Source organism: Microvirga sp. BSC39 (genome assembly GCF_000739015.1).
Taxonomy (GTDB): Bacteria; Pseudomonadota; Alphaproteobacteria; order Rhizobiales; family Beijerinckiaceae; genus Microvirga.
The window spans coordinates 61,368-78,225 of the sequence record NZ_JPUG01000025.1 but is presented as its reverse complement, the minus strand read 5'-3'; the positions used below and the strand labels follow the sequence as shown (position 1 = coordinate 78,225).

Here is a 16,858-nt window from a genome sequence, read left to right as displayed (position 1 = left end):
GTTTTCAGAAATGATCCGAACGTATGACCTGCACGTCGGAGATTGTGACGATGCCGATGTGGCGGGCCACCACCGCATAGACCTCTTCCAGGACCGGGTCGAGCCGGGCGGGATCGGTGATGCAGATCACCATCATCATGCGGCCCGCATCGCCTGCGAGCCCCTCGCTGCTCCAGGGGCCGTCATGTCCGCGGCCAGCCAGCGCGGGGATCACGGTGTAGCCCGTGACCTGGGACCGGTCGAGGCGATCCAGGAGCCGCCGCAGGGCCGGATACTCGACGACGATTTCGATGCGCTTCTTCGGATGGGTCTGCATGGCCGTTTCTTCCTTCGAGAAGATGTCTACCCTGTCACGAGTCCGGCCAGGGCCAGATAGAGAGGAATCCCGATGGACAGATTGAAGGGAAAGGTCACCCCGAGCGACAGGGTGAGATAGATGGCGGGCTTCGCCTCCGGCAGGGCAAGGCGCATGGCGGCCGGGACGGCGATGTAGGAGGCCGAAGCCGCAAGCGTGACGAACAGGGCTGCGCCGCCCAGCGAGAGGCCCAGCGGCCAGACCGCCAGGGTGGCGAGCGCCGCGCCGATCAGCGGCATGACGATGCCGAAGCCCAGGACCGGCGGCGAGAGATGGCGCGCCCCTTCGCGCATGCCGCGTCCTGCCACGAGACCCATGTCGAGCAGGAAAAGACACAGCACGCCGCGAAACGGATCGACGATGAACGGAGCGATCATCTGCAAACCCTTGGGGCCCGTGGCCCAGCCGATGAGGAACGAGCCCACCAGCATCACCACCGAGCCGTTGAGGCCGACCTCATGCAGAAGGGACCCCAGCCCCTCGTTCCCGTTTCTGGCCGGCTGGCCGCTGCGGGCCAGCAGCAGGGCGGAGAGAATGGCGGGCGTTTCCATGACGGCCGCCACGGCGACGATGTAGCCCTCGAAGGGCAGGTTCTGCCCGCGCACGATCTCGGTGGCCGCGATGAAGGTGACGATGGAGATCGAGCCGTAATGGGCCGCCACCGCGGCCGCATCCACCCTGGACAGGCTGGAGACCGCGCGCAGAACCAGGAAGCCGATGACGGGAAGGGCGAAGGACAGGGCGATGCCCATGCCCATCACGCCGAGCATGCGCAGGGTGATGCCGTTCGCCGCCACTTCCACCCCGCCCTTGAAGCCGATGGACAGCATCAGGTAGAGCGCGAGCGTCTTGGCCACCGCCTCGGGGATCGTCAGGTCCGAACGGGCAAGCGCCGCCGCCAAGCCTAGTGCGAAGAACAGCACCATCGGCGACAGAAGATTCTGGGCGGCAAGGTCGACAAGGTTCACGGCAACAGACCTGCGGATGAGAGACGATTGCGGGGGAAGACCCGGCTCCTCAGGAAGCGATCTCCGCGAGGCGGGCGAGCTCGACATTGGCGCCGCACAAGAGCACGCCGACACGTTCGCCCGGGCGCGGCTTGTAGGATCCCGAGATCAGCGCCGCCAGAGCCGCCGCACCGCCGGGCTCGGACGCGATGCGGTAGTCGCGCCAGAGCAGCCTTTGCGCATCGCGGATCGCCGCGTCGCCGACGAGGGCCACGTGATCGACCGCCTCGCGGCAGACGGCATAGACCAGATCGCCCGTGTTCTTGGCGCCGAGCGAATCGGCGGCAACCGAGTCGATATCGACGTCGACCGGCCCTGCGGCTTCCAGCGCCGCATGCAGCGCCCGCGAGCCTTCCGGCTCCACACCCACCACCTTCACCCGGCCGGCCCACCAGCTGGCGACGCCGCTGATGAGGCCTCCGCCGCCCACCGCCACGAGCACCGTGTCGAGGGCGGGGCCGTCCTGCTCCCATTCCAGCGCCGCGGTGCCCTGGCCGATCATCGTGCTTTCCGCGGCGAAAGGATGAATGCGCAGGGCGCCTGACTCCGCAACGAAGCGGTCGCAGGCTTCCTGGGCATCGGCGTAGCGTGCGCCGCCGATCACCACCTCGGCGCCGTGCGAGCGGATGACGGCGATCTTGGCGGGGCTCGAGATCTCCGGCACGAAGATGCGCGCCTTCACGCCGAGCTGCTTGGCCGCATAGGCTACCGCGGCGCCGTGGTTGCCGCCGGAGGCGGCCGCCACGCCGGCGGACGGCACCTCCTGCGACAGGAGGGCGTTGAAGGCGCCGCGCGTCTTGAACGAGCCGGCGTGCTGCAGGAATTCGAGCTTCAGGCTCACCGGCCCGTCATGGCCGAAGGCCCCCGTCTGGTTCAGGACGGGCGTGCGACGCACGTGCAGGGCAATGCGGGCATGGGCGGCTTCGATCTCGGCGCGGGTGATGGTCATGATCTGCGCAGGGTCCAGATGCCGACCGGCAGGCCGTGGGCGTCGCGGCCGGGCGGGTCGGGAAAGGGTTGTCCTCCACCTCTCGCGATATCCAGCGCCACGGTCAACCCCGCCAGCGCATCGAGCAGGTCGTCCGCGGCCGCGCAGCGCGGCGGTGATGCGTGGATCAGGCTCTCGGGCAGGAGGCCGGATCGGCTGAGAAGCCTGCGTCGCAGGTCCATGCCCGGCCCATAGGGGGTGCCCTTGACCTTCTTCGGCTGGTCGAGGGCTTGAGCGTTGTTCAAGGCCCAGAAGGCGAGTTCCGGATGCACTTCGTAGATGCGCGTCATCAGAACGGGCCGGGCGCGCAGCAGGGCGTCGATCTCACGGATCTTGGGAAAGATCGCAAAGCCCTGGCGCGAGACTTTTCGCGACGGCTCGGACGTGGCGGCGGCGATCGCGCAGGCTTCCCTATAATCCTCGGCCTCCACGGCGCGGCGCGAGGGAATGGCGAAGACGGAGGATTGCCGTTGCTCAAGCAGCGGGCGGATCAACTGCTCCGGCAGGCGCCCCGAGCCTTCCGTGCGCTCGGGCAGGCCGATGGGCATGTCGACGGCGATCACCTCGGGCCTTTCGGGCGCATCGACGATAGCGGCAAAGGTCGGCGCCGTCATGATGCGGTGCTCATACGGATTGTCGGCCCGCATGAGCACCCCGATCCACCCGGCCCGGCAACCGTCGACACCTGCAACCCACATTCTTTCTGCTCCACTTGTCATCCCCGGCGAGCGAAGCGAGGGAAGGGGATCCACTCATACGCGCTGCAGCTATGGATTACCTTCCCCTCCGCTGCGCTCCGGCCGGGAATGACACTGTTCTTCACGTTCAGCCATGATTACAACCGATCTGCCGTTCAGGGGAAAAGCCATGACCGCCATCCGCCCGCGCCGCAGCGCGCTCTACATGCCGGGCTCCAATGCACGAGCCGTCGAGAAGGCGAAGACGCTCGCCGCAGACGTGGTGATCTTCGACCTCGAGGATGCGGTGGCGCCGGACGTGAAGGCGGAGGCGCGCGAGCGGGTCTGCGCGGCGGTGCAGGCGGGCGGGTATGGGAAGCGGGAACTGGTGATCCGCGTCAACGCCCTCGAAACGCCGTGGGGCGAGGCCGATCTCGGGGCGGCCGTTGCGGCGGGGCCCGACGCGATCCTCGTGCCGAAGGTGTCGTCCACTGAAACGCTCGCTGCGGTGGGTTTGCGTCTGCGCAGGCTGGGCGCCGCTGAGCACATCCGCGTCTGGGCCATGATCGAGACGCCGCTTGCGATCCTGAATGCGGAGGCGATTGCCAGTGCGGCGCGCGACGTCGACACGCGGCTCGACTGCCTCGTCATGGGCACGAACGATCTCGCCAAGGACACCCGTGCGCGCCTGCTGCCCGGACGGGCCGCGATGTTGCCCTGGCTCATGACGGCGCTCGCCGCCGCGCGGGCGCACGGCATCGACATCCTCGACGGGGTCTATAACAGCCTGTCCGACCCGGACGGCTTTCGCACAGAGTGCGGGCAGGGCCGCGATTGCGGCTTCGACGGCAAGACGCTGATCCACCCGGATCAGATCGCAGCGGCGAACGACATCTTCGCGCCGTCACCGGACGAGGTCACGAGCGCCCGCGCCATCGTAGCGGCGTTCGAGCGGCCGGAGAATGCGGGCAAGGGGGCCATCAGTCTCAACGGTCGTATGGTGGAGCGGCTGCATGCCGAGATGGCGAGGCGCGTTCTGGCGCTGGCGGAGGCGGTGTCGGATCGCTCAGGGCATCATGTTTAAGCCAGAAGCCTGCTCTACGATGCCTCCAAGACATGCTTGGAGTAGGTATCCCTCTCGATCTCTAGAATCTCGACGCAAATCTGAACATGAAGTCCTGGATGTTCAGGCACGAGGCCGCTCAATTCCTGCAACAGCATCGTCGACAAGGCGTGCCTGACCGCTGGAGGCCTGTTGCTCATGAGAGCCAGCCTTGCATGAATGAACCCTCGGTTTTCTGGCGAGGTTCCGATCACGAAGCAGTCGATCGGGATTGCGCGGCTTTTGATGTCGACTTCGTCAAAGTGCCCTGAGCCGAAAATTGCCTTGTTCATGTGAAGCAAGGCCTTCTGGGCATCGAACCCGGTCAGGTTTCTTGTAAATTCCAGCGTCAGATGAGGCATTGCGGTTCCGCGATCCGGCCAGGATTGATTGCTCTCGCAGCCTTAGCGCCACCGTGTTCGATGAACAAGGCTTGGGGCCTCAATCCCCCAGCGGCCGCGCCTCTTCCGGCAGCATGATCGGGATGCCGTCACGGATCGGGTAGGCGAGCTTGGCGCGGCGGCTGATGAGTTCCTGGCGGGCCGCGTCGTATTCCAGCGTTTCCTTGGTGAGCGGGCAGACGAGAAGCTCCAGGAGCTTGGGGTCGATCCGCGTTGCCTCCACGGCCGGTGGCGTGTCTGCCTGGGGCGTCTCGGGTGTATCGGGAACCATCGTTGAAATTCCTACTGCATGGTCGAGTCGGAGCCGGCGCCGCTGCGGGCGAGCTCGATCTCGGTCAGCGCGATAAGCACCTCCGCCCGCGACTTGAGATTGGGCGCTTCCAGCAGCGCCTGCTTCTCGCGCACGCCGAACGGGCTCATCATGCACAAAGCGTTCACGAGGGCCTCGTTGGGCGCCTCCTCGATCCCGCGCCAATCGACCTTCACATGCACGGCATCGACGAAGTCCCGCAGGGCCTTCACCACGCCGGCCCGGTCGACCTCGTTCTCGCCGGCGCGGGCCGTGAAGTCTGACGCGAAGGGCTCGAAATTCACGCGGCAGCGGCGGAAGAGATCGATCGGCGGCAGTTCCTCGTCGATGCGGAACCGCGCGATGCCGATCAGCGTGATGAGATAGCGCCCGTCTCCGGTCTCCGCCAGCTGGGTGATCCGGCCGGCGCAGCCGACCCGATAGAGCTTCGGCACCGTCGTGTTGGGATCGTTGTCCGCATCGGGCTGGATCATGCCGATGATGCGGTCGGTTTTCAGCGCCTCATCCACCATCGCCAGATAGCGCGGCTCGAAGATGTTGAGCGGCATCTGCCCGCGCGGAAGAAGAAGCGCGCCGGGAAGGGGAAAGACCGGGATGACCGACGGGCAATCCTCCGGCCCTCGGTACGCCGCGTTCATTCCCATTCCGATCTCCCCAATCTGTGGGACGCGTCAGGAGAACAGGAGCGAGGAGAGCCTCCGCCGCCCTGCCAGCGTCATCTTGTCCATCGGGCCCCAGGCCTCGAAGAACTGAACGAGCTGCTTGCGCGCGCCGTCCTCGTTCCAATTGCGGTCGCGCCGGACGATTTCAAGGAGGTGGTCGACAGCTTCTCCGCGCCGCCCGCGGGCGTTCAACCCGATGGCGAGATCGAACCGCGCCTGATGATCCATGGGATCGCCCTCGACCCGGCGCTGCAGGTCCGCAAGGTCCCCCAGCGAGCCCGCCTGCTCGGCGAGTTCGATGGCCGCGCGGGCGCCGGCAATCGCCGGATCGCCCGCCTTCGCCTGGGGCGCCATGGCGAGGAAGCGCTTGGCGCCCTCGAGATCGCCTACCTCCACATGGAGCTTCACGAGGGCTGCGAGCGCCGCGACGTTCTCGGGATCCTGCGAGAGCACGGCGGCGTAGAGCTCGGCGGCTCCGCCCATGTCGCCCGCGGCTGTCAGGCGGTCGGCCTCCGCCAGGATCTCTTCAACGGCGCTGGGGCCGAGCGGGCCGACCAGGCGCTCGATGAAGCCCTTGATCTGGCTCTCCGGCAGGGCGCCCATGAAGCCGTCCACCGGCTGGCCGCGCTGGAACGCGAACACGGCGGGAATCGACTGCACGCCGAGCTGGCCGGCGATCTGCGGATGCTCGTCGATGTTCATCTTTACGAGCTTCACCTTGCCGCCGGCCGCGCGCACGGCCTTTTCCAGGACGGGGGTCAGCTGCTTGCAGGGGCCGCACCAGGGCGCCCAGAAATCCACCAGCACCGGCTGCTGCATGGACTCGGCCAGCACGTCCTGGCGGAAATTAGCCGTGGTGGTGTCCTTCACCAGATCGTCGGAGGGGGCGGGGTTGTCGGAGAGCATGCGATCCTCGAAGGGTGGAGGCGGAAGAAGAACTTCCCTTAAATGGGAGCTTAAGCGTTGTCTGGCAATTCCGCCGGCGGCTCCGGCAGGCGCAGGATCAGCGGATCATGGCCCGTGGCGCGCAGGAACGCGACCAGATCCTCCCGCGACACGCCCGTGGTCATGGAATTGACCAGGGGGTGAAAGTTCACCCGCTCGTGCTCTATGAGGTTGGCGTCGAGCACCATCGTGACCTTGCCGTCCGTGTCGTTCACCACGGCGAAAGCAGTGACCGAGCCGGGCTCCACTCCCAATAGCGCGCGCAGCTGCTCGGCGGAGCCGAAGGACAGGCGGCCGGAGGCGCCGAGGACTTCGTGCATGCGCTTGAGGTCGATGGCCGTGTCGTGCTTGGCGGAAATCAGGAAGAACCGGCCCTTCTTGTCCTTCACGAACAGGTTCTTGGAATGGGCGCCCGGAATCCGTTCCTTGACGGAGGCCGACTCGGCCACCGTGAACACGGGCTCGTGCTCAACGGTCTCGGCCTCGATGCCGAGTTCCTGCAGGCGCTTCAGGAGTTCTTGAGGGGAGAGATGGGACAAGCAAGCCTCCGTAACCTGCCTGGCTTCTAGCGACCGGATGAAGCAGGCTCAAGGCTTCCTTCGAAAAGATCGCCCCAACCCTCTTGCAAAGCGCGTCGTTTTGGGGCACATCACGGGCCTCGCAACGATGCTTCGGCATCGCGGAGCGCGGGTGTAGCTCAGGGGTAGAGCACAACCTTGCCAAGGTTGGGGTCGAGGGTTCGAATCCCTTCGCCCGCTCCAATTTCTCTCAAGATCGAGAGATATACGAAGGTCCGCCAATCGGCGGGCTTTTCGTTTTTTACCTCCTGCCAGCCGCTCCCAAGCCTTAGGCCTCGCGTCGGAAAAGCTTCCGGCATATATCTCGAAAGAACCGGGAGGGACGACATGGCGGATACGCGGCACCTGAGCATCTTGAAGGAACTCGAGCGCAAGGTGCTCTGGCTGTCCACCTGGACCATCCACAACGCCAATCACCTGCGCGCCAACGAAGACGGGATGAAGATCGGCGGGCACCAGGCCTCCTCCGCGTCCCTCTCGACCATCCTGGCGGCCCTCTACTTCTCAGTGCTGCGCCCTGAGGACCGGGTGGCGGTGAAGCCCCATGCGAGCCCGATCTATCACGCCATCCAGTATCTCTTCGGCCGGCAGACCCGCGAGAAGCTCGAAAACTTCCGCGGCTACAAGGGCGCACAGTCCTATCCGTCCCGCACCAAGGACATCGACGATGTGGATTTCTCCACCGGCTCGGTGGGGCTGGGCGTCGCCCAAACGCTGTTCGCCAGCCTCGTGCAGGATTACGTGAAGGCCCATGGCTGGATGAAGGACAAGCCTGAAGGCCGCATGATCTCGCTTGTCGGCGATGCGGAGATGGACGAAGGCAACATCTTCGAGGCCCTGCTCGAGGGCTGGAAGCACGGCATCCGCAACACGTGGTGGATCATCGACTACAACCGTCAGAGCCTGGATGCGGTGATTCGCGAGGGCCTGTGGCAGCGCTTCGAGGCGCTTTTCCGCAATTTCGGCTGGGACGTGGTGGTGCTCAAGCACGGTTCGCTCATGCAGGCGGCCTTCAAGGAGCCCGGCGGCGAGAAACTGCGCGACTGGATCGATTCCTGCCCCAACCAGCTCTATTCCGCCCTCACCTATCAGGGCGGCGCCGCGTGGCGCAAGCGCCTGCTCGACGATCTCGGCGACCAGGGGCCGGTCACCCGCCTCATCGAGAAACGTTCGGACGAGGAGCTGGCCGAGCTCATGGCCAATCTCGGCGGCCACGACCTGCCGAGCCTGCTCGACGCCTTCGAGAAAGCGCGCCAGCACGACCGGCCGGTCTGCTTCCTGGCCTATACGATCAAGGGCTTCGGCCTGCCGCTCGCCGGCCACAAGGACAACCATTCCGGCATGCTGACGCCCTCCCAGATGGAGGCCTGGCAGAAGACGCAAGGGGTGCGCCCCGGCCATGAATGGGACAAGTTCGAAGGCTTGAAAACGCCGCAGGCCGAGGTCGAGCGCTTCCTCAACGGGGTTCCGTTCATCCAGAAGGGCACCCGCCGCTATACGGCGCCCCAGGTGCCGGTGCCCGAAAAGCTCGCCTTTCCGGCCAATCTGACCATGTCGACCCAGCAGGGCTTCGGGTTCATCCTCAACGAGCTGGCGCGCTCGGACAATCCGCTCGCCTCGCGGGTCGTCACCACGGCGCCGGACGTGACGGTCTCGACCAATCTCGGCGCCTGGGTCAACCGGCGCGGACTCTATGCCCGCGAGAGCCTGGTCGACACCTTCAAGAAGGAGCGGATTCCCTCGACCTACAACTGGGAATTCTCGCCGTCGGGCCAGCATATCGAGCTCGGCATCGCCGAGATGAACCTCTTTATCGTGCTGTCGGCCCTAGGCCTGTCCCACTCCCTCTTCGGCGAGCGCATCCTGCCCATCGGCACCCTCTACGATCCGTTCATCTATCGCGGCGCCGATGCCCTGAACTACGCCTGCTACCAGGATGCCCGCTTCATGATCGTCGCGACGCCCTCCGGCGTGACGCTGGCGCCGGAGGGCGGCGCGCACCAGTCCATCGGCACGCCGCTGGTCGGCATGGCCCAGGATGGCTTGGCCTCCTTCGAGCCCGCCTTCGTGGACGAGCTTGCGGTCATCATGCGCTGGGCCTTCGACTACATGCAGCGCGAGGGCGGCGAGCCTGACGAGAGAACCTGGCTGCGCGACGAGACCGGCGGCTCGGTTTATCTCCGCCTGTCCACCCGCCCCCTCGAACAGCCGCAACGCGAGATGACCACGGAGCTGGCCGACGACATCATGGCGGGCGCCTATTGGCTGCGGAAGCCCGGCCCGAATGCTCAGGTGGTCGTTGCCTATACGGGCGCCGTGGCGCCGGAGGCCATTGAGGCGGTGGGTCTCATGGCCGAGGACCGGCGCGACATCGGGTTGCTCGCCATCACCTCGGCCGACCGGCTCAATGCCGGCTGGACGGCGGCGCAGCGCGCCCGCGAGCGCGGTCTCGTCCATGCCCGCTCCCACGTGGAGCGCCTGCTCGCCGACGTGCCGCCCCATTGCGGTCTGGTGACGGCGATCGACGGCCATCCGGCGACGCTGGCCTGGATGGGCTCGGTCATGGGCCACCGCACCCGCTCGCTGGGCGTGGAGCATTTCGGCCAGACCGGCACGGTCAAGGACCTCTACCGCCATTTCGGCATCGATGCGCAGGGCATCATCGCGGCCGCCGAGATGATCGCCCCAGGACGACCGATCCGGCACCTGCGGGCGGTCTAGCGGGAGCGGAGAGGCCAATCCGAACCGCCCTGCGCGCCCGTAGGCGCGCAGGCGAAGGGGACTTGGAAGCGGCAAAGCAGCGCTGAGGCCCTGCAAGCATTTCGAATGATTTGCGGCCGAATGGTTCACATGCTAACCGCGAGCCTCCAATCGGGAACTTCGCAGAGTCCATGGCGTCCAAGAACATCCTTCGGGGGGACACCCTTCCCTTGATCAGCCGTCTTTGGCGGGACTGGATGCGTCCGCACCGGAAGACGCTGGCCGTGGTGCTCGTGCTGGTGGCCCTGGTGTCCGGCGCGACGGGGCTCTACCCGGTCCTGATCAAGGCGGCTTTCGACGCCTTCGACATCAAGGACGCCAGGGCCATCATGCTGGCCCCGCTCTTCGTAATCGCCGTGACCTCCGTGAAGGGCTTCTCGCTGCTCGCGCTCACCGTGCTCACCAACAAGGTGGTAACACGGATCGAGGCCGACATGCAGACGGCTCTCTACGGTCACATGATCGAGGCCGATCTCTCTCAGATCGACCGCGAGAGCCCGGCGGCCCTTACCCAGCGCTTCACCACCGATTTCTCCTTCATCCGGGAGGCGCTCACCCGCCTGTCAACGGTGTTCCTGCGCGAGACGACGACCCTCATCGCCTTGATCGCCGCCATGCTCTGGATCGACCCGGTTCTGACCATCGTGGCGGCCGTGATCGCGCCCTTCTTCGCCTACCCGGTCAACAAGATCGGCCGGAGGCTGCGCCGGGTCGCCGCCTCGACCCAGGAGCAGACCGGCGTGATGGCGAGTCTCATCACCGAGAGCCTCGCCGGCACCCGCATTGCCAAGACCTATGGACTGGAGCGCTACCTGAAAGCCAAGGCGGCCACGACCTTCGACGACGTCCGCGATCTCAAGATGAAAGCGGCCAATGCCCGCGGGCGGATGGATCCGGTGCTGGAGACGGGCGGCGGCCTTGCTGTGGCCATCGTGTTGATGCTGATCGGCCAGCGCATCCTCTCCGGCGCCAGCACCGTGGGCGATTTCACCGGCTTCGTCAGCGCCCTCGTCATGGCGGCGCATCCGGTCCGGGCGCTCGGCAACCTCAATGCCATCGTTCAGGAGGCGGCGGCAGCCCTTCACCGCACCTTCGACGTGATGGATCAGGCGCCCCGGATCCAGGACAAGCCGGGGGCCGAGCCCTTGCGGCTGACCGGCGGCGAGATCCGGTTTGCCGACCTGTCCTTCTCCTATGACGGAGAGGCGGCGGCCCTCGACCATGTCAGTCTCTTAGCCGAAGCCGGACAGACGACGGCCCTGGTCGGCCGCTCCGGCTCGGGCAAGTCGACGCTCCTGTCCCTGGTGCCGCGCCTCTACGATGCGACCCGGGGCGCCGTGCTGATCGACGGGCAGGACGTGCGTGACGTCTCCCTGGCGAGCCTTAGGCAGGCTGTTGCGGTGGTGAGCCAGGACGTGATCCTCTTCGACGACACGATCCGGGCCAACATCGCCTTCGGACGGTCCGGTGCTTCCGACGAGGAGATCGTGAATGCCGCCAAGGCGGCGGCGGCCCACGACTTCATCATGAGAATGCCGGAGGGCTACGACACGGTGGTCGGGCCGGGAGGCGGCCGCATGTCGGGCGGTGAGCGCCAGCGCATTTCGCTGGCCCGCGCCTTCCTGAAGGACGCGCCGATCCTGCTCCTCGACGAGGCGACGAGCGCCCTGGATTCCGAATCGGAGCGGCTGGTGCAGGATGCCATCCGCAAGCTGATGAAGGGCCGCACCACCCTGGTGATCGCCCACCGCCTCTCGACGGTCCGCAATGCGGAGAAGATCGTCGTGATGGACAAAGGCCGGGTCGCGGAGACAGGCTCGCACGAGGCCCTCATCGCCAAGGCGGGAGCCTATGCCCGGCTGCATCGCCTGCAATTGTCCGACGACAGCGAGGCCAGCCTGGCAGTGTCCTGACCTCGGCTCTTCCAGAGTGAGAGCCCAGAGACGGGAGCGGGTCAGCGAGGCCGCCGGACGGCCCTACTCGCGCCGCATGATCCTGTCGACGAGGAGATGGGACCAGAAGCCGTAACGGAAATTCCGTTCCAGATCGTCTGCGTCGTACCGGGTCTCGATCCAGGTGAGGAACGGAATGCCCTTGGCTTCGCCGTCGCGGCGGTAGAGGTCGAAGAACGCGTCCAGGATGCCGGTCTTCGAGAAGCGGAAATGCCCGTAGCGCATGGACAATTGCCGCTGGGCCTCGTCGATGGACTTGCCCTCGTAGACCACGAGGTAGAGAGCGGCCACGAAGCCGGCCCGGTCGGCCCCAGACTTGCAGTGCAGAACCGCCGGGTATTCGATGGTGTCGAAGAATTCCTTGGCGGAGAGCAGGGTCTCGCGGTCCGGCGCGCCGCGGGAGCGCACCACGAACTCTTCCAGATGAATGCCGAGCCGGTCGCAGGCCTCCTTCTGGAGCTGCCACGAGCCGTGCTCCCGGCCGCCGCGCAGGTTGATGATCGTCTTGATGCCTTCGGCTTTCAGGGCGGCGATCTGGTGCGGTGCCGGCTGGGCCGAGCGCCAGAGCCGGTCCGTGACCGGGTGCTTGTTCAGGTAGAAGAGCCGGAACACGCCGTGATCGGCAATGAGCATATGGGCCCAGGCGCGCAAGCGCCCGGACAGGCCCTCGATGGGTCTGTCCCATCGGGCGATCCGGGCCATGCGGCGGGCATAGCGGACTTCAGGCTTGAGGAACCTGTTGAGCACGTCGATCCAGCAATCGCTTCTGATGTAAGATCATTCGGTTCAAGCCCGAAGGCGGCCCTTATCGACGATGGAGGCCGAATAATCAATCGGCTGCTTCCTATGCCGTTGCCGCAGGGAAAGTTCCTGCTCCTCGGCTAAGGCCGATTCGGCCCGATGCAACCAATCGGTTGCCGGTCCGGCGCCTGTCGTGTAAGGGGTGCGCTTCGAAACAACCCTCGTCAACGACAAGAGCGTCTGGACACCGGCCCTCCCAAGCTCGCCGGCGCCGCATCGTTGAGACCAACAAGCATTTCAGGAGAGCGGCGTCATGGCGTCCACCTTCGAGACCGTCGCCGGCATCATTTCAGAAACGGCCGATATCCCGCGCGAGCAGATCACCCCCGAGAGCCACGCCATCGAGGACCTCGGCATCGACTCGCTCGCCTTCCTCGATATCGCGTTCGCCATCGACAAGGCGTTCGGGATCAAGCTGCCCCTGGAGCAGTGGACCCAGGAAGTGAACGAGGGCAAGGCTCCCGCCGAGGAGTACTTCGTCCTGAAGAACCTCGTGGCGCGCATCGACGCGCTGGTGGCCGCCAAGCAGTCCTGATCGAACGACGATACCGAGGCGGGCCCAGTCGAAGAGGCGATCCATCAAGCGCCCCGCCTCATGGATTCTCTTCCCATTGAACTCGCCCCGGGCGATAGGGTAGGGGATCCGGATGCGCCTCGAATATTTTGAAATGATCGACCAGGTGACGAGCCTCGACCGCGAGACCAAGCGGATCGAGGTATCGTCCGTCGTTCCCCAGGAAAGCCCCGTCTTCGAAGGGCATTTCCCCGGCCACCCCCTCGTGCCCGGCGTTCTCCTCACCGAGACCATGGCCCAGGCCTCCGGCTATCTCGTGCTGGGTCTCATGGGCTTCACCCACATGCCGTTCCTCATGGGCGTCGACAAGGCGCGCTTTCGCACCTTCGTCGGACCGGGTACGGTGCTGAGCGTCACGGCGCAGCTGGAGCATGAAGGCTCGGGCTATGCGGTGACCAAGGCCAGTATCACGGCCGAGGGCAAGCCGATCTGCGATGCGGAGCTGCGCTTCCGGATCATGCCCTTCCCGGAAGGCATGGACGGCCTGATGCGCACACAAGCCAAGCGCATCGGCCTCCTGGAGGAGAGTGTCTGATGCGGGATGTCGTCATTACGGGAGTGGGCCTCGTCTCCTCGGCCGGAGAAGGCCTGGAGGCACACCTGGCGGCGCTTGCCGGCGGTGCCCCGAACACGGATGCGGCCAGTTTCGAGCCCTTCCCGGTTCACCCGGCGATCCCGCTCGAATGGGACCGGCAGATCCCGAAGAAATCCGACCAGCGGCAGATGGAGCCGTGGCAGAAGCTCGGCTGCTATGCGGCGGGCCTCGCCCTCGACGCGGCCGGCGCCAAGGAGGATGCGGCTCTGAAAAGCCGCATGCAGCTCATCGTCTCGGCCGGCGGCGGCGAGCGGGATTATGCCGTCGACGGGCAGATCCTCACCGGGCTGCGCCAGGCGGACAACCCCGGCGTGTTCCTCAACGAGCGCCTCATGGGCGACCTGCGTCCGACCCTGTTCCTGGCCCAGCTCTCCAACCTGCTCGCCGGCAACATCTCCATCGTACACGGCGTCACAGGCGCCTCCCGCACCTTCATGGGCGAGGAATCGAGCGGCGTCGATGCCATCCGCATCGCCCGCGAGCGCATCGCGTCGGGCCAGGACGACATCTTCCTCGTCGGCGGCTCCTACAACGCTGAGCGCCCCGACGTGCTCCTCATCTACGAGATGGGCGGCTTCCTCTGGAAGAAGCCCTATGCTCCCGTCTGGGAGCGCCCCGCGGAGGGCGGCATGATTTTGGGCAGCGGTGGCTGCTTCCTGGTGCTCGAATCCCGCGAACACGCCGCCGCGCGCGGCGCAAAGCCGCTCGCTGCCATCGCGGGCGTCGCCTCCGACCGCCGCCGCCGTCAGCCGGGCAGCGTCGAAGGCGCGCTTCATGGCCTGTCGCGGCAGCTCGGTGCCAGGCCCGAGTTGGTGATCTCAGGCGCCACCGGCATCAAGGGCATCACCGACGAGGAACGGGCGGCGCTCAAGGACATCGCGCCCGGCGCTGCCATCCATGCGACCGGCGATCTCGTCGGCCACACCATGGAAGCCCAGGCGCCCATCGGCGTCGCGCTGGCCGCCGGCCTGATCGCCGGGGGCGGACCGAGCGAGGCGCTCGTCACCTCCATCGGACATTGGCGCGGCGAAGGCGCCATCCGGCTCACCAAGGCTTGAGGAGAAGGCTATGGCGCTTCGCGACAAACAGGGCCGCCCGCTCGTCGCCGTCACCGGCATGGGTGTGGTCACGTCCCTCGGCCAGGGCAAGGATGACACCTGGGCCGCCCTGACGGCCGGACAATCCGGCATCCACCGCATCGAGCGCTTCCCGACGGAAGGCCTGCGCACCACCATTGCGGGCACCATCGATTCGGTCGATGTGGAGCCCTTCTGCGCCCCCATGCTGTCCGAGCGGCTCGCCATGCTGGCGGCCGAGGAAGCGGTGGGCCAGTCGGGTCTGGCGTCCAGCGATTTCCCGGGCGCGCTGTTCATCGCCGTGCCGCCGGTGGAAATGGAATGGCCGCAGCGCGAGGCTTTGGCCAAGGCTTCCGGCCAGGACGGCGACGTCACCTACAAGGACTTGTTGAAGGCAGCCGCATCGGGCGATTTCAGGCCGTGGCATGATCTCTTCATCTTCGGCACGGTGGCCGACCGGGTGGCTGACCGCTTCGGCACCAGGGGCTCACCGATCTCGCTCTCGACTGCCTGCTCGTCCGGCGCCACGGCGATCCAGCTCGGCGTCGAGGCAATCCGCCGCGGCGAGACCGATGCCGCGCTCTGCATCGGCACGGACGGCTCGGTGAACCCCGAATCGCTGATCCGCTTCTCCCTGCTCTCGGCGCTCTCGACCCAGAACGAGAACCCGGAAGGCGCCTCGAAACCTTTCTCCAAGAACCGCGACGGCTTCGTCATGGGCGAGGGCGGCGCGGCCCTCGTGCTGGAGAATGCGGAGTCTGCTAAGGCGCGGGGCGCAAAAATCCTCGGTTATGTGCTCGGCTGCGGCGAGAAGGGCGACGGCTTCCACCGCACCCGCTCCTCGCCCGACGGCATGCCGGCCATCACGGCGATCCGCGAGGCTCTGGCCGATGCGGGCCTCGCGCCGGACGACATCGACTACATCAACGCCCACGGCACCTCGACGCCGGAGAACGACAAGATGGAGGCCATGAGCTGCACCGCCGTGTTCGGCGAGCGCATGGCGAACCTTCCGATCTCGTCGAACAAGTCGATGATCGGCCATACGCTCACGGCCGCCGGCGCGGTGGAAGCCGTGATGTCGCTCATGACTATCGGCACCGGCCGTATCGCGCCGACGATCAACTATCAGGTGCTGGACCCGGCCATTCCCCTCGACGTGGTGCCGAACGTCGCCCGCGATGCTGGAGTGAACTACGTGCTCTCGAACTCCTTCGGCTTCGGCGGCCAGAACACCTGCCTCGTCTTCGGGGCCGAGCCGAAAGGGGCTTGAGATATGACACGGGTTCTGGTGACGGGCGGCGGCAAGGGCGTCGGTGCTGCCATCGTGCGGGCGCTGGTGGCGGCCGGCCACGATGTCGACTTCACCTACCGCTCCTCAGGCGAGGCCGCGAAGGCACTCGCCGACGAGCTGATGCAGGCGAATGCCGGCCGCACCATCACGGCCCATGAGATCGATCTCGCCGACAAGGCGGCCCTCGAGGCCTTCTGCGAGAGCATCGAGGGCGAGAGCTTCTTCGGGCTCATCCACAATGCCGGCCAGCCCTATGACGCGCTCGCCGCCATGATGCAGCAGGACAAGGCCGAAGCCGCCATGCAGGTGAACTTCTGGTCCCTCACCCGCATCGCCAAGGCGCTCATGCGCGGCATGATCCGCGCCAAGGCCGGGCGCATCGTCGCCATCGGGTCGGTGGCGGCGCTCCAGGGCAATCCGGGCAACGCAGCCTATGCGGCCTCCAAGGGCGCGCTGATCTCCTATTGCCGCACGCTCTCGGTGGAGACCGCAAAGCGCGGCGTCACCGTGAATGTGATCGCACCCGGCTTCATCGACACGGACATGATGGCGCCTTACGCCGCTTATCGCGACAACATGGAAAAGCAGATCCCGGCCGGGCGCTTCGCGAAGCCTGAGGAGATCGCAGGCCTTGCCGCCTTCCTCCTGAGCGAGCCCGCCGCCTACATCACCGGCGCGGTGCTGCCCATCGACGGCGGATTGACCTCGATGCTGGGCGTGCACCGGTAGAACCCGGTCATCCCGGACGGTAAAGCCGACCCGGGATCGCTAGACAGGAATG

General features: G+C 66.4%; 18 protein-coding genes and 1 tRNA gene. 9 read left to right on the top strand and 10 right to left on the bottom strand.

All coding sequences use genetic code 11. From position 1 onward, the window contains the following. Positions 1 to 4: 4 nt before the first annotated feature. Genes MA07_RS02655 through MA07_RS02640 form a run of 4 tightly spaced genes read right to left on the bottom strand, consistent with a single transcriptional unit; the run spans position 5 to position 3,048 of the window. Entirely contained in the window at positions 5 to 316 is a 312-nt protein-coding gene (locus MA07_RS02655; protein ID WP_036346595.1) for a DUF190 domain-containing protein, read from the bottom strand. A 26-nt stretch (positions 317 to 342) separates the two neighbouring features. Next, positions 343 to 1,323, bottom strand: a complete 981-nt coding sequence (locus MA07_RS02650) for a sodium-dependent bicarbonate transport family permease (RefSeq protein WP_036346592.1) — start codon at positions 1,321 to 1,323, stop codon at positions 343 to 345. Between the two features lie 49 nt (positions 1,324 to 1,372). Next, positions 1,373 to 2,311, bottom strand: a complete 939-nt coding sequence (locus tag MA07_RS02645) for a threonine/serine dehydratase (RefSeq protein WP_036346589.1) — start codon at positions 2,309 to 2,311, stop codon at positions 1,373 to 1,375. Next, positions 2,308 to 3,048, bottom strand: a complete 741-nt coding sequence (locus tag MA07_RS02640) for a DUF429 domain-containing protein (protein ID WP_036346586.1) — start codon at positions 3,046 to 3,048, stop codon at positions 2,308 to 2,310. The genes MA07_RS02645 and MA07_RS02640 overlap by 4 nt, the downstream gene beginning before the upstream one ends. A gap of 169 nt (positions 3,049 to 3,217) precedes the next feature. On the opposite strand from MA07_RS02640, the gene MA07_RS02635 reads away from it, so the two are divergent. Further along, complete coding sequence (locus MA07_RS02635; RefSeq protein ID WP_036346583.1) at positions 3,218 to 4,111, top strand: CoA ester lyase; 894 nt, start codon at positions 3,218 to 3,220, stop codon at positions 4,109 to 4,111. 14 nt (positions 4,112 to 4,125) lie between these two features. Here the strand turns inward: MA07_RS02635 and MA07_RS02630 are convergent, their stop codons facing one another. The 5 genes from MA07_RS02630 to MA07_RS02610 all read right to left on the bottom strand — a co-directional run bounded on the left by MA07_RS02630 (position 4,126) and on the right by MA07_RS02610 (position 6,986). Next, the gene (locus MA07_RS02630) at positions 4,126 to 4,491 is read right to left on the bottom strand and encodes a 5-carboxymethyl-2-hydroxymuconate Delta-isomerase (RefSeq protein WP_036346581.1); all 366 of its coding nucleotides are present in this window, start codon (positions 4,489 to 4,491) and stop codon (positions 4,126 to 4,128) included. 79 nt (positions 4,492 to 4,570) lie between these two features. Continuing rightward, on the bottom strand, positions 4,571 to 4,801 hold the full coding sequence (locus tag MA07_RS02625; RefSeq protein ID WP_036346577.1) for a Trm112 family protein: 231 nt from the start codon (positions 4,799 to 4,801) through the stop codon (positions 4,571 to 4,573). A gap of 11 nt (positions 4,802 to 4,812) precedes the next feature. Then, positions 4,813 to 5,484, bottom strand: a complete 672-nt coding sequence (locus tag MA07_RS02620; RefSeq protein ID WP_036346574.1) for an LON peptidase substrate-binding domain-containing protein — start codon at positions 5,482 to 5,484, stop codon at positions 4,813 to 4,815. Between the two features lie 27 nt (positions 5,485 to 5,511). After that, positions 5,512 to 6,408: a thioredoxin gene (gene trxA, locus MA07_RS02615; RefSeq protein WP_036346571.1), complete on the bottom strand. Its 897-nt coding sequence runs from the start codon at positions 6,406 to 6,408 to the stop codon at positions 5,512 to 5,514. 50 nt (positions 6,409 to 6,458) lie between these two features. Beyond that, positions 6,459 to 6,986, bottom strand: coding sequence for a prolyl-tRNA synthetase associated domain-containing protein (locus MA07_RS02610; protein ID WP_036346569.1), 528 nt, complete (start codon positions 6,984 to 6,986; stop codon positions 6,459 to 6,461). A 147-nt stretch (positions 6,987 to 7,133) separates the two neighbouring features. On the opposite strand from MA07_RS02610, the gene MA07_RS02605 reads away from it, so the two are divergent. The 3 genes from MA07_RS02605 (at position 7,134) to MA07_RS02595 (ending at position 11,698) form a co-directional block, all read left to right on the top strand. Continuing rightward, a tRNA-Gly gene (locus MA07_RS02605) sits at positions 7,134 to 7,208 on the top strand. A gap of 144 nt (positions 7,209 to 7,352) precedes the next feature. Next, a complete protein-coding gene (locus MA07_RS02600) occupies positions 7,353 to 9,746 on the top strand; it encodes a transketolase (RefSeq protein WP_036346566.1) in 2,394 nt (797 codons plus the stop codon). A 170-nt stretch (positions 9,747 to 9,916) separates the two neighbouring features. Further along, positions 9,917 to 11,698: an ABC transporter ATP-binding protein gene (locus MA07_RS02595; RefSeq protein WP_036346564.1), complete on the top strand. Its 1,782-nt coding sequence runs from the start codon at positions 9,917 to 9,919 to the stop codon at positions 11,696 to 11,698. Between the two features lie 63 nt (positions 11,699 to 11,761). Here the strand turns inward: MA07_RS02595 and MA07_RS02590 are convergent, their stop codons facing one another. Beyond that, positions 11,762 to 12,484 carry a tyrosine-protein phosphatase gene (locus MA07_RS02590; RefSeq protein ID WP_036346562.1) on the bottom strand — a complete coding sequence of 241 codons (723 nt, stop codon included), beginning with the start codon at positions 12,482 to 12,484 and terminating at the stop codon, positions 11,762 to 11,764. A 307-nt stretch (positions 12,485 to 12,791) separates the two neighbouring features. On the opposite strand from MA07_RS02590, the gene MA07_RS02585 reads away from it, so the two are divergent. The 5 genes from MA07_RS02585 to MA07_RS02565 all read left to right on the top strand — a co-directional run bounded on the left by MA07_RS02585 (position 12,792) and on the right by MA07_RS02565 (position 16,806). Next, positions 12,792 to 13,073, top strand: coding sequence for an acyl carrier protein (locus tag MA07_RS02585; protein WP_036346560.1), 282 nt, complete (start codon positions 12,792 to 12,794; stop codon positions 13,071 to 13,073). 112 nt (positions 13,074 to 13,185) lie between these two features. Beyond that, positions 13,186 to 13,647: a 3-hydroxyacyl-ACP dehydratase FabZ family protein gene (locus MA07_RS02580; RefSeq protein WP_036346558.1), complete on the top strand. Its 462-nt coding sequence runs from the start codon at positions 13,186 to 13,188 to the stop codon at positions 13,645 to 13,647. Continuing rightward, entirely contained in the window at positions 13,647 to 14,765 is a 1,119-nt protein-coding gene (locus tag MA07_RS02575; protein ID WP_036346557.1) for a beta-ketoacyl-ACP synthase, read from the top strand. Before MA07_RS02580 ends, MA07_RS02575 begins: the two co-directional genes overlap by 1 nt. A 10-nt stretch (positions 14,766 to 14,775) precedes the next feature. Then, positions 14,776 to 16,056, top strand: a complete 1,281-nt coding sequence (locus tag MA07_RS02570; protein ID WP_036346555.1) for a beta-ketoacyl-ACP synthase — start codon at positions 14,776 to 14,778, stop codon at positions 16,054 to 16,056. 3 nt (positions 16,057 to 16,059) lie between these two features. Beyond that, positions 16,060 to 16,806, top strand: coding sequence for an SDR family oxidoreductase (locus MA07_RS02565; protein ID WP_036346552.1), 747 nt, complete (start codon positions 16,060 to 16,062; stop codon positions 16,804 to 16,806). Positions 16,807 to 16,858 lie beyond the last annotated feature (52 nt).

What these genes read in the sequence shown, in the direction of transcription:
- MA07_RS02595 (WP_036346564.1), top strand. Translation starts at nt 9,917, where the DNA reads ATGGCGTCCAAGAACATCCTTCGGGGGGACACCCTTCCCTTGATCAGC.
- MA07_RS02585 (WP_036346560.1), top strand. Translation starts at nt 12,792, where the DNA reads ATGGCGTCCACCTTCGAGACCGTCGCCGGCATCATTTCAGAAACGGCC.
- MA07_RS02645 (WP_036346589.1), bottom strand. Translation starts at nt 2,311, where the DNA reads ATGACCATCACCCGCGCCGAGATCGAAGCCGCCCATGCCCGCATTGCC.
- MA07_RS02620 (WP_036346574.1), bottom strand. Translation starts at nt 5,484, where the DNA reads ATGGGAATGAACGCGGCGTACCGAGGGCCGGAGGATTGCCCGTCGGTC.
- MA07_RS02635 (WP_036346583.1), top strand. Translation starts at nt 3,218, where the DNA reads ATGACCGCCATCCGCCCGCGCCGCAGCGCGCTCTACATGCCGGGCTCC.
- MA07_RS02640 (WP_036346586.1), bottom strand. Translation starts at nt 3,048, where the DNA reads ATGTGGGTTGCAGGTGTCGACGGTTGCCGGGCCGGGTGGATCGGGGTG.
- MA07_RS02625 (WP_036346577.1), bottom strand. Translation starts at nt 4,801, where the DNA reads ATGGTTCCCGATACACCCGAGACGCCCCAGGCAGACACGCCACCGGCC.
- MA07_RS02630 (WP_036346581.1), bottom strand. Translation starts at nt 4,491, where the DNA reads ATGCCTCATCTGACGCTGGAATTTACAAGAAACCTGACCGGGTTCGAT.
- MA07_RS02600 (WP_036346566.1), top strand. Translation starts at nt 7,353, where the DNA reads ATGGCGGATACGCGGCACCTGAGCATCTTGAAGGAACTCGAGCGCAAG.
- MA07_RS02570 (WP_036346555.1), top strand. Translation starts at nt 14,776, where the DNA reads ATGGCGCTTCGCGACAAACAGGGCCGCCCGCTCGTCGCCGTCACCGGC.
- MA07_RS02655 (WP_036346595.1), bottom strand. Translation starts at nt 316, where the DNA reads ATGCAGACCCATCCGAAGAAGCGCATCGAAATCGTCGTCGAGTATCCG.
- MA07_RS02580 (WP_036346558.1), top strand. Translation starts at nt 13,186, where the DNA reads ATGCGCCTCGAATATTTTGAAATGATCGACCAGGTGACGAGCCTCGAC.
- MA07_RS02565 (WP_036346552.1), top strand. Translation starts at nt 16,060, where the DNA reads ATGACACGGGTTCTGGTGACGGGCGGCGGCAAGGGCGTCGGTGCTGCC.
- trxA (WP_036346571.1), bottom strand. Translation starts at nt 6,408, where the DNA reads ATGCTCTCCGACAACCCCGCCCCCTCCGACGATCTGGTGAAGGACACC.
- MA07_RS02575 (WP_036346557.1), top strand. Translation starts at nt 13,647, where the DNA reads ATGCGGGATGTCGTCATTACGGGAGTGGGCCTCGTCTCCTCGGCCGGA.